At 42.3% G+C, this 10,882-nt stretch carries 11 protein-coding genes; 8 read left to right on the top strand and 3 right to left on the bottom strand.

The annotated features are described in order from the left end of the window. Positions 1 to 17: 17 nt before the first annotated feature. Positions 18 to 908, top strand: coding sequence for a carbohydrate ABC transporter permease (locus tag AC58UU_RS37800; protein WP_497322589.1), 891 nt, complete (start codon positions 18 to 20; stop codon positions 906 to 908). A gap of 586 nt (positions 909 to 1,494) precedes the next feature. On the opposite strand, the gene AC58UU_RS37805 is transcribed toward AC58UU_RS37800, so the two are convergent. Then, entirely contained in the window at positions 1,495 to 1,938 is a 444-nt protein-coding gene (locus tag AC58UU_RS37805; protein WP_497322590.1) for a hypothetical protein, read from the bottom strand. A gap of 612 nt (positions 1,939 to 2,550) precedes the next feature. Between AC58UU_RS37805 and AC58UU_RS37810 the strand changes: the two genes are divergently transcribed. The 5 genes from AC58UU_RS37810 to AC58UU_RS37830 all read left to right on the top strand — a co-directional run bounded on the left by AC58UU_RS37810 (position 2,551) and on the right by AC58UU_RS37830 (position 6,469). After that, entirely contained in the window at positions 2,551 to 4,122 is a 1,572-nt protein-coding gene (locus AC58UU_RS37810) for a hypothetical protein (RefSeq protein WP_497322591.1), read from the top strand. 746 nt (positions 4,123 to 4,868) lie between these two features. Next, a complete protein-coding gene (locus AC58UU_RS37815; RefSeq protein ID WP_497322592.1) occupies positions 4,869 to 5,135 on the top strand; it encodes a hypothetical protein in 267 nt (88 codons plus the stop codon). Positions 5,136 to 5,733: 598 nt separating this feature from the next. Beyond that, positions 5,734 to 5,967: a DUF3221 domain-containing protein gene (locus AC58UU_RS37820; RefSeq protein ID WP_497322598.1), complete on the top strand. Its 234-nt coding sequence runs from the start codon at positions 5,734 to 5,736 to the stop codon at positions 5,965 to 5,967. Beyond that, entirely contained in the window at positions 5,864 to 6,160 is a 297-nt protein-coding gene (locus AC58UU_RS37825; RefSeq protein WP_497322600.1) for a hypothetical protein, read from the top strand. Before AC58UU_RS37820 ends, AC58UU_RS37825 begins: the two co-directional genes overlap by 104 nt. Before the next feature lie 111 nt (positions 6,161 to 6,271). Beyond that, complete coding sequence (locus tag AC58UU_RS37830; protein WP_497322593.1) at positions 6,272 to 6,469, top strand: YjcN family protein; 198 nt, start codon at positions 6,272 to 6,274, stop codon at positions 6,467 to 6,469. Between the two features lie 459 nt (positions 6,470 to 6,928). On the opposite strand, the gene AC58UU_RS37835 is transcribed toward AC58UU_RS37830, so the two are convergent. Next, positions 6,929 to 7,330 (bottom strand): VOC family protein, encoded by a 402-nt coding sequence (locus tag AC58UU_RS37835; protein ID WP_497322594.1) that lies wholly within the window; start codon positions 7,328 to 7,330, stop codon positions 6,929 to 6,931. A 509-nt stretch (positions 7,331 to 7,839) separates the two neighbouring features. Here AC58UU_RS37835 and AC58UU_RS37840 point away from each other — a divergent pair. Together AC58UU_RS37840 and AC58UU_RS37845 are read left to right on the top strand one after the other, a co-directional pair. Next, positions 7,840 to 8,676 carry an RCC1 domain-containing protein gene (locus AC58UU_RS37840; protein ID WP_497322599.1) on the top strand — a complete coding sequence of 279 codons (837 nt, stop codon included), beginning with the start codon at positions 7,840 to 7,842 and terminating at the stop codon, positions 8,674 to 8,676. Positions 8,677 to 9,390: 714 nt separating this feature from the next. Beyond that, positions 9,391 to 10,206 carry a dienelactone hydrolase family protein gene (locus tag AC58UU_RS37845; RefSeq protein WP_497322595.1) on the top strand — a complete coding sequence of 272 codons (816 nt, stop codon included), beginning with the start codon at positions 9,391 to 9,393 and terminating at the stop codon, positions 10,204 to 10,206. Between the two features lie 294 nt (positions 10,207 to 10,500). Here AC58UU_RS37845 and AC58UU_RS37850 read toward each other — a convergent pair. Then, positions 10,501 to 10,882, bottom strand: a 382-nt coding sequence (locus tag AC58UU_RS37850; protein ID WP_497322596.1) for a transposase, incomplete at its 5' end; no start/stop codon positions are given.

Below are 10,882 nucleotides of genomic sequence, written 5' to 3' on the forward strand. Positions count from 1 at the left end.
CTAAGGAGGCAGTGGACTTGGGTCTATTAAGTAAGAATGGCAATGACATCGTATTTCGTCTTATTCTCTTTGTGCTATGTGTGTTGATCTTTCTAATCATTGCATATCCTTTGTATTTTATTATTATTGCATCTGTTAGTGACTCTACCCTTGTTTCAACCGGTCATGTCTTGTTTATACCAAAAGGCATCAGTTTTTTTGGCTACCAGGAAATTTTTAAAGACGCCAGAATTTGGGACGGTTATCGAAATACAATTGTATACACATTGCTCGGAACTTTTGTAAATTTGCTGTTCACTTTACCGGCTGCCTATGTGTTATCAAGGAAAGAATTTATGGCTAGACGTGCTTTAATGTTGATCTTCGTCATAACATTGTTCTTTAACGGAGGCTTAATACCAACTTACTTATTAATAAAAGGGCTGCACCTGACAAACACGATGTGGGTTTTCATTTTGCCATTTTCCGTTAATGTGTTCAATCTCATTATTGCACGAACGTTTTTTGAAACATTGCCATCGGAATTGTATGAGGCAGCTGCTATGGATGGTTGTTCTCATTTCAAGTATTTTATTCAGGTGGCTATGCCTTTGTCCAAAGCGCTTATATCCGTTATCGGCCTTTATTACTTAGTCGCACACTGGAATGATTTCTTCACGGCTTTAATTTATATAAGAAAAAATGAGCTGCAGCCGCTGCAAATCATATTAAGGGATATTCTTTTATCGAATCAGGTTTTTGCGAGTGGAGCAGGCGTTGGCGGCGATGCGGGAGGCTATGCGCAAAGATATGCCGATCAAATCAAGTATGGTGTGATCATCGTATCTACGCTGCCGATTTTAATTCTATATCCTTTTATACAAAAATACTTTGAAAAAGGCGTATTGATTGGCTCTATAAAAGGGTGAGCGTGGGGAGTGATGGATGTGGGGTTCCAACCGCTGTTGAAGTCGTGTTTTTTTTTTAATTTTATTTTGCGGTATAAACACGACTTCAAAAGGCGGCCTATAAACTATCCAATCTCATAGCCAACACCGTGGCTGTGGCGATCCGAGAAATGGATTTAAAATTTTGGTTTGTGAAGGATGCCATGACATACTGAGACAATACAGGAATCATCTATTGTTGCTGCCTAAATATTAGAACAACCTCTTTTTTTCAAGTGTCCTTGACAGAGGGTCATCTGCCACGAGAATAGTTGGCAGCCAGTGGCAGACAGCCGATGGCGTATATGTACTTCGTACCTATATACCTAATTATTTATATAGTTGCTCACTGGTTAAGCAATCGTAAGAGTTTTGAACCTATTTGATTCATTTCTATTTCACCAAATGTTGGTGGCATAATAACCCAATTCTTAGATTCCCTACGACTGCCGATCATTCCCGCTAGATCGGCAGCCATTTTTTATTCTGTTCTTGAACCACCAAAAACAGGATCGGACATGTCCTTTTTATTTTGAAGGGATACCTATCTATCATTACCTATCGCGGGTTATTCCTCATGCGGTGGTTCGCATTCAAGTGAAACTAATTTATTAAGCGGAAATATTAATCTTCCCGAAGTTCCAGGAAGCTGAAATTCCGCCCTAATCTCAACAAAGTCTTGACCTAATTGTATTAATGTTAAACTGTTAGTGAATGGTGGATGACCCTGTTGAGTAATGAAAACAGCAATATCGGTTATTTGGCGAGGGTTGATTTCAATCGTAATGTTAAAACTCGAACCGAAGGGAACAATGATTTCTCCGAATTTAAAAAATGAATTACCAACCTCAGTAATCGGAGTTTTTTCGAAAGCCATTAGTGTGTCTCTTCCTAATTCAGGTGTTTTGTTAATAGCAAGACTAACACGCTTTCCAATTAACTGAGAAAGCCGATCTCTAAGTGTAATTTTCTTCGGTCTCGGACATCCTGGAAATCTAACGGCATTATTCATTTAAATACTCCTCTTTTTCAAAATTTCTTTATAGGATATGAATTACACCCCCTGTTATGTTTGGGCATATAACATTGAATAGATGTATAAGCAGGCTTATCGAGTGGTGGAAAGAATCAACGTGAGGGTCAAACGCTGACCGACTATATCCAGTCCTGCAAGCGCGAAGCGGAACTTTTAGCCGCTGACGAAATCGCCAAATTGCAGCCGAGACACCGATTCAGTTATAGCACTAACGGGGGATGAGTCTGTCTAATAATAGGTGGTTGCTCTCAATTCGGAAAACAGAGAAGCACAAGTAGTAATATCCTTTTAAAAAATTGTGTAAGGCAATATGTAAAAAGGAAAAGAAGAAGTCAAGTTTAAGTACCCTAAAAACCATTTAATTTATAACTGCAAGTGAGTTCCCCTCAATATTTATATATTGAGGGAACTTTGCGTTACAAGATGAAATTTAACGCTACAAAATCAGCATTATTGTACCAAGCATAAATTCCTTTTCGCTGAAGAAAGGTGAGCGCAGGGGGCCTCTGTATTTCTATCGTTTAATGGAAACTTTTAGGATATAATTGGAACATAATTATATGACTAGAGGTAATGAGGTGGAGATCCATGTATTTTTCACAGTCCAATCCGTCCCGTAACCATAACAATAACCGTTCAACTCCTATTGCGTCTGGAAGCATCCAAGTCACGGTACCGGTTGTTGCAGTGCAATCTACTTATCTTCAATTACAGCGTCTTATTGGTAATCAAGCGGTTGGAAGGCTTATCCGTGGTCAGCAGAATCAGATACAAACAACTGGTTCTTCAAAACCTATCATTCAGCGAAAAATCAGTCCCGAAGCATTGGAATTGGCCAAGCAATGGGAAAGTGATGTGTTGAATCAAGCCACTCTCGAGAATAGCACGGAGCGCAGAACTGCCATCGGGGAGATGAACAGCATTCATGCAAACGACCGTGTGCCCTCTCAAACGAGCGATACCCAATTTTTGAATTTTATATCGGCCTATAATCTCCCAGAGGCGGATGAGAATGCGATATTTGATGATAGCGTACCAGGCGTCAAAGCAATGGAGAGGATTACTACCAGACATCATGAACTGATTAATCTCCTGAATATTCATGTGGTCAAAAATCAAATCATCGATGGTTATGTCGAACAAAATTTATCGAGAGCACAGAAAGAGCTGCAAGAAAGTGGACCTTCCGCTAGAGCACTCTCATCCGTACGGAGCGGAACGTTCACCTCGGTCAAGGACAAGACCGGCGGCTGGGATGCGAGTATGAATACGGGTAACCGACAGGGTGTTTTAGACCGAGCAAAAGAGTTTGAAGCATTCACAGGTACAGCCCCACCCGAAGAGCTGCCGAACGAACTATGGATAACCTTGTTCCGCCGCGTCAAAGGTAGTCATTTACAAAGTTTGAAAAAAGGCGATGTGATCATGGAAATGCTACCTTTTTCCACGGCATTTGAGCGTGGTTTTGCTGAGGAATGGAGTCCAACGGAAGGGGTCATCTTCGAAATACAAGTGCCTGTGAACTATCCGGCCTTGTTTCAAGCACGCCGACCGGGAGCCGAGAAGCCACTAGGCGGTCCTGAGCCTTTGAACGCGAAGCAAAGCGAAGTGACGCTGCTGCAGAGTGAACTAATATTGTTAGAGGAGCCGAGAGTGGTGCCCGATAGTAAAGGACGCAACAACTTTTTTGTGAAGGTGTCTGCTAATCCAATCTCACTGGATACTGCGCGTAAACAGCACGAGGTGTCTGGAAGAATGAGCGACGAGAACCGAAGAGCTGTGGCCGTTCAGCAGCGTGACGAAGATCCTGTGGAGCTAAACGAGAGTCAGGAGGAACTCGTGGAACTCATGACCCCGTACCAAGTTGAACTTGAGGCGTTATATCCCAACGTGAGAAGCGCTACCCCCGAAAAGATAACTAAGATTAAGGAACGCTTACTGCAAGTATCATCCTATGGCATGTTTCAAGGCCCGGCAGGGGACGTACTTGCCTCTGTTGCTGTATTGGGAGCGGGCGACGGAGTCGTGCTGCAGACGGTTTTACAACGCTTTTTCAATCCTCAATTTCACACGATTTTTCCGAAAAAGCTGGCTAGATACGAACAGATCACTCCGCTGCTGAATATTATTGTTACGGATATAAAGAAATTTTTGGCGTAGAGTCGATGAAGTGGGAACTTCCTTGGTTTCATAGCAAGTTTGATATGGACTGCATTCAAGTAAATTGAAAGCAGTCTTTTTTGTGAACTCATATGGTAAAAGTGGGTTAATATGTAAACGACGTTGAGTTTTAATAAAGGAGTACTAAACTGCAGCGTTAAACTAAAGGGCAGTTTAGTGGAATCAAACTTTTTTAAATAACTCCATTCTCGACAATACTTGTCGGATGTCAAGAACTTAATCCGATTGCCGATTTGTGTCAAGAACATTGACCGAATGCCGACAAGTTTAAAGTGCGCGCTCAGCTAACGGTCAGTTTGGCTCAATACAGGAGGATGAGGGGTGTGGTAAAATTAGTAAGCTAAGGGGGGTAAAAATGATGAAATCAATTCTAGGGATTGCTTTTTATTTTTGTGCCATTTTGCTTCTGGCTTATTATTTTGTAGGGGTTAGTTTTATTAAGGCTATACAGATGGCAGTGCTTATAACCATGGTACATATCTTAATCCTTCTCATAGACAGGTTTTACAAGAGAAAAGAGAGACGTAAGGGACATAGCTAAGGGGAGCAGTATTTCCTTTTTCATTACGCTAACGAGGAACGTTAGCTTCATAAAATTGTACCAATTTGGTTTCCGGTGAATCGCTCGGTTGCCTATTTCGTTAACGGATAGTAATGCTTAATTGTTATATTGCTGGTATAATATGGTAAAATAAGGGTATTGAATTGAAAACCAGGAGGAAACGATGAAAAAACAATTTTTTCGAGCTCTCGTTGTAGGACTAATATTTGTATTTGTTTTTTATACTTTTGAGATTATTCAAGGGATGTATCTCACAATGAACTACGTTCCAGATATTGTCGAGACATATGAGTCAGTTGATTATCTACAACATAAAGTCTCATTTGGATATATATCAAGCCCAATGTGGAGAACGATAGAAATCCTGGGATTGTTGCTACTCGGAATAATTGTTTTTTATACTGGGAAGATATTGAGAATGAAGAAATAGTTTGATACCCTGAGGAGTCGGAATTACGCTAACGAATTACGAGAGTTTAAACACCAAGGATGAGGCGAAAATCACCATAAGAAATATAATAAGCTCAAGATTTTTTTTGAAAGGATTTTGATTAATGAGACCTTGTATAAACTGTGGTGGAACTAATTTTGGTGAAGGTGAAACAAGAGGCGAAGGTAAAGTGCACCCCCAAAATAAGCTCTTTAGCCTAGGTGTTCCTCTTCTTCTTACCATTTGCTTAGATTGCGGAGAGGTAATTTCAATGAGGGTTAAAAACCCCAAAATATTCAAGAAGTGATTACGCTAACGGGAGAACGATAGTGGAGGAGTTTGCAGCGATGCAGCTCCTCTTTTTCATTGAAGTAACGGGCAGTTTTCTCAACAAACTATGAAGGATACGAAATAACTTTGCAACCATTAAAATGATTACCACGTCTATTCTGTAAGACGCAAAGGAGGTTATCAATTGAGAAAACTTTGTTTATTATTCATTTTAATAGCATCACTTTTTCTTAATGCTTGTACCAACAAAGTCGAACCTAAGCAATCTCCATTAGTGGAAACTAATAAATCCAGTTCAGCGGAACTTGTGGGTTATATTACCAAGCTTGAAAATCAAAGAGCCTTAGTGGTTAGTCCGATAAGTAGAGAAATAAATCAAACAAGAAAAGAGTTCTACGAAGCGATATGGGTTTCAAATATGCCCCAAGAAGTAGAGGTTGGACAATACGTTAATGTATGGTTTGAAGGGTACCATAGCAACCTCATACCCTGCTCAAGGAAAAGCTTCGAAGGTCACCATAACCAAAATTCAAAAACCTGAAAAAGCAATCTTGTCTCAAGACGAAGTAATACGCAAAGCACTGTTAAACAAGGATATTTCAAGTATCAACATCTTTGTTATCAATGAAGTAGTTTATGATGAAAAACCAGCAATTTGGACTGTTCGATACAAAAGTGCAATTATTACGGATAGTTCAATTGAAGAACATAGTATGCAAGTTCCAGATAAATAACATTAAGCTAACGGATAACAATAGTTCAATATCAATAGGGCTGTCTCGTGCAGACCTTTGCACAGACTTTAAAACCAGGATAATAATGTACGAGAGGATGATACAATGTCGATGTCGAAGAGAAAGCAGAATTGGGTTATATCTATCACGACATTGTTAGTGATTTATTTGTTTTTCTTTCCCACTCCAACGGCGGAATTAGCGGTTAGGAAGCATTTATTCTTCTCTCTCCATCCGATTAAGGTTTTCAGTGCTCAAGTTAAAGGGACGGGAAGTACTTCTTTTGGGGGAGCGAAATTGTCTATGTAGGTGATGTATCCCGATCGTTTATTTGGGTGAAGAAAAATAGGTTAGGTTATCGTGTGATTGCGGATGGAACTGGACCATGATTTTTACGAACGCACTGCGGTCCAATGCCGACAGACAACAGTGGGGGAGGAAGTTTGGAGTTTTTGGGGTAATAGGGTTAATAAGGTTTAATGCCTGTTCAACTAACGAGGAACTTTAGTTCAATAAACAAACAGGGAACAGTGGCCACGGCAGCTGTCGCTGTTTTCATTCAAGTAACGGGCAGGTTAGTTCCAATATGTGTTAATATAGTTTATGTAAGACCAATAAATTAACACGGGCTAACCCAGGTGATTTGTATTAGTTTAACCCACGAATTTTTCCTTCTAAGCAACGATTTTGATTTGAATGACAGATATGAGATTATACGGGGTGTAAAAAAACGCCGGTGACCTTAAGCAGGTGACCGGCGTTTCCATATTATCGTTTCGGCATTTTGCTCTCATCCATGTACAGCAGGTTCCAGCGGTGACCGTCCAGGTCGACAAATCCTGCGCCGTACATCCAGCCGTCAATTTCACTCGGCTTGCCAAAGATGCTTCCTCCGGCAAACTCTACTTTTTGAATAAAGGTATCTACTTCTTCTCTGCTTTCAGCGCCAATGGAAAATATTACTTCTGCGCTATGGGAAGTATCTGCGGTTTTTGAACCTGTAAATTTCTCAAACGCCGCATCCGGGAACAGCAGAATCGTTGTTTGGCCTATGGCAAGCTTGGCTCTCTCGTTACCAACGCTCACCGCATGGAATCCAATCTCATTGAAAAAGGCAGTTGACCTCTCAACATCTTTGACCGGCAGGTTAATCCAAATCTCCTGTGACATGGCTGTAGCCTCCTGGAATATATTTTCAACTACTCCTACTATACTCTACTTCTGGCAGCAGAAGCGAATCTTATTAAAGAAACCGCAAGGTATGACATTCCTGTCATGCATCCTGCGGTATCCTTAGTAAACTTATTTACTTGTCTGCTCCAGCATCGTCTCCGTCAAGGTATCAATCTGGCCAAGAATGGATTTCGCACATGAGGGATTTTCCATTAATCTTTTTGTAGGTTATTTGAATTCGAACAATTACCTGGTGTGAATCTAAAAGGTATTCAAACAGATTTTGTAATTGATACGGATACTGATCGTATTTATGCCCCAAGGTATTAAACTAAAGCAGAACTATAGTTGAACAAATCTAAAGAGGCTGCCGCGTGCAGCTTTTATGCTAACGGGTAGATTAGTGGAATATGCAATCAAAAATAGGAGGTGATAAACAAGTGAACATTGAAGGTGATTGGCTCGGACAGGCGGCGTTAAAGGTGAAACGCTGGCCTAAAGATACCATGGCGGCGGGTCGTCGTCATACCGTTGGGCTTAAATCTGACGGCACGGTGACGGCTGTGGGTGATAAAAAATATGGCCAATGTGATGTAAGCGGCTGGCGCGATATTGTGGCGGTCGCGGCTGGTAATGTTCATATGGCGACGAACACGGGTAATTCTCATACAATCGGTCTTAAATCTGACAGTACTGTGGCGGCTGTGGGTTGGAATAAGCATGACCAATGCGATGTAAACGACTGGCGCGATATTGTAGCGGTTGCGGCGGGTTGGCGTCGTACCATTGGGCTTAAATCGGATGGCACGGTGGTAGCAGTGGGCCGAAATAATGAAGGTGAATGCAATGTAAGCGGCTGGCGTGATATTGTGGCGGTCGCGGCAGGTGACTGGCATACCATCGGTCTTAAATTGGACGGCACGGTGACGGCTGTGGGTAATAATCGGTATCGCCAATGCAATGTAAGCGGCTGGTGCGATATTGTGGCGGTCGTGGCGGGTTATCTTCATACAATCGGTCTTAAATCGGACGGTACTGTGACGGCTGTGGGTTTGAATAATCATGACCAATGCGATGTAAGCGGCTGGCGCGGTATTGTGGCGATAGCGGTGGGTAGTAATCATACCATCGGCCTTAAATCGGACGGTACTGTGGCGGCTGTGGGTTGGAATGAGTATGGCCAATGTAATGTAAGTGATTGGCGCGATATTGTGGTGATTGCAGCGGGTTGTGCCCATACCGTCGGTCTTAAATCGGACGGCACGGTGGTTGCTGTGGGTGATAATGAATATGGCCAATGCGATGTAAGCGGCTGGCGCGGCATCCAACTACCCGGCAATTAGTTTTCAATATTAATAATACATATAATAATGAAAGCCAAGTGCCGATGCGTCGGGGACACAGAATTAAAATGGTTATTTGAAGAATTATGATAGCGTACCGTTTAAGCGACACCATTGGGTAGTATCATTTTCCGTTAAGCTAACGGTGAACGTTACTGTAATTAGGTAGGTAAGCTTTTTCACTAACGTAAGCAAGTTAATCGAAGAAAAAAAAGCACATAGAATGGTGTATACGTCAAAACGAGTACGAGGCCATTACGAGTACACGGTGAGTTTCTCTTCAAACTGTTCACATGCTGCATAGATGAATATCAGACTTACACCGTTTTAATGTTGTAAGTCTGATTTTCCTTATATATAAAGGGGGTCTATTTATAGAATAGCCGGTATTGCTTAAATTAGACTTAAGATTATGTGACGATTGTATTAAATATCGTTAGGTAAAAATAATGTAACAAAGCCTCCCTCGATCATGCCTTTATACGTGATTAGTCCGGGATGGAAAACTTGTTCAAATGATAAGAGTTCAGCGAAGAAGATCGCAGGGATTGAGCGAATCTTTACCAGGACTTGATACTTATGACACTGTTCGATCTAATTACCACATTAGGAAAAAGAACATGATTGATCGAGTCAACCTTGGAAGAGTGGCTCAGCGATTGTGGTTTGAGTGTGGTATAGTTATTACTAGAATCTGTCATAGGAGTTGGAAGCATGGGCTTGATCACGGAGTGGGTACGTTTTGGGAGCAAGGAGAGTTACTCCGGTTATTTCGCGAAACCGGATCGGGATGACAACGCTTTGCCAGCTGTAATCGTGCTCCAGGAAATATGGGGCGTCGACGCTCATATTCAAGATGTAACGCGTCGGTTTGCGCAGGCGGGATACGCTGCATTTGCTCCAGAATTGTTCGGTCAGAAGGGCAGCTACAAGGCAGGACTAGATCCGGACAGCGTGCTTCTGCTTCGCCGGTTTATGGACGAATTGCCTCACGGGCATTGGCAGGATCCGGCAAAGCGCGAAGAGGCGCTGAGTGCATATCCGGAGAACGAACGCGTGTCGATTCAGACGACGATGAAACAAATGTTCGATCCTGCTACGCGGGCAACTTTCATCGATGCGGCGCTTGCGGCAAGCCATTGGCTGCGAAACGAACGGCCGGAAACGAAGGGAAGTCGCATTGGTGCCGTCGGATTTTGCATGGGCGGAATGTTGTCGGCGCTGCTTGCAAGCCGGGACTCTTCCCTGAACGCTGCTGTCATCTTTTACGGATCGCCGATTCAGAAGGAACAGCTGTCCTCGATCGAATGTCCGGTTCTGGGTCACTATGGCGGGTTAGATTCGGCGATTACCGATAAAGTTCCGGAGTTTGAAGCGGCTATGAAGGAGCTCGGCAAAACGATCGAGGTTCATGTGTATCCCGAAACGCCGCATGCCTTCTTCAACGACGGTCGTCCGACTTACCGCATAAAAGCGGCGAGAGATGCTTTCGCGCGAACGATTTCGTTTTTTGCCGAGTATCTTGTCTAACCGTTCACAAAGTAGAAATGCCCGGGAGAATGGCTTCCGGGCATTTTAATTCACAAAGAAACTGAATTAATGGGGGCAACAAGAGTGGAGCAGCGGCCAAGCGATGCTCCACTCTTGTTGCTCAACTATAGGGCAACTATAGGGCAACTATAGGGCAACTATTCCAGCTAATAGCTTGTCAATATTTAATTATTAATGTCGGATTCATGAGGTGGTATACTTAAAAAAGTGCATGGGAAAGAGCCGTCCCGCAAAGTACGGAAATATATTCCATATAATTCCATTTTGTGTTACTTACTCTAAACGGAATGCTTCCTTAGTAGTCAAGATGGCAAAAATCCAGTGGATGAGTTTATTCACACAAGCAATTATCGCTACTTTGAACAGCTTTCCTTCAGAACGCTTCTTATCATAATAAGCCCTTAATTTCTTATTTCTATTACTACGAATACCACATCGTACAGCTTGATATAGGGCAGTACGAAGTCTCCTGGAGCCATGCTTAGTGATTTTATTTTGGGTAGCTACAAACTTGCCTGAAGAAAAAACACTTGGATCAACACCGGCAAAGGCCACCAGTTTCTTTGCGTGATCAAACCGATCGATTTCCCCGATCTCAGCTAAAATTGTTGCAGCAATCTTAGTGCCAATACCGGGTATCGATTGGATTAAATCA

The organism is Paenibacillus sp. JT22N1, from assembly GCF_059692155.1.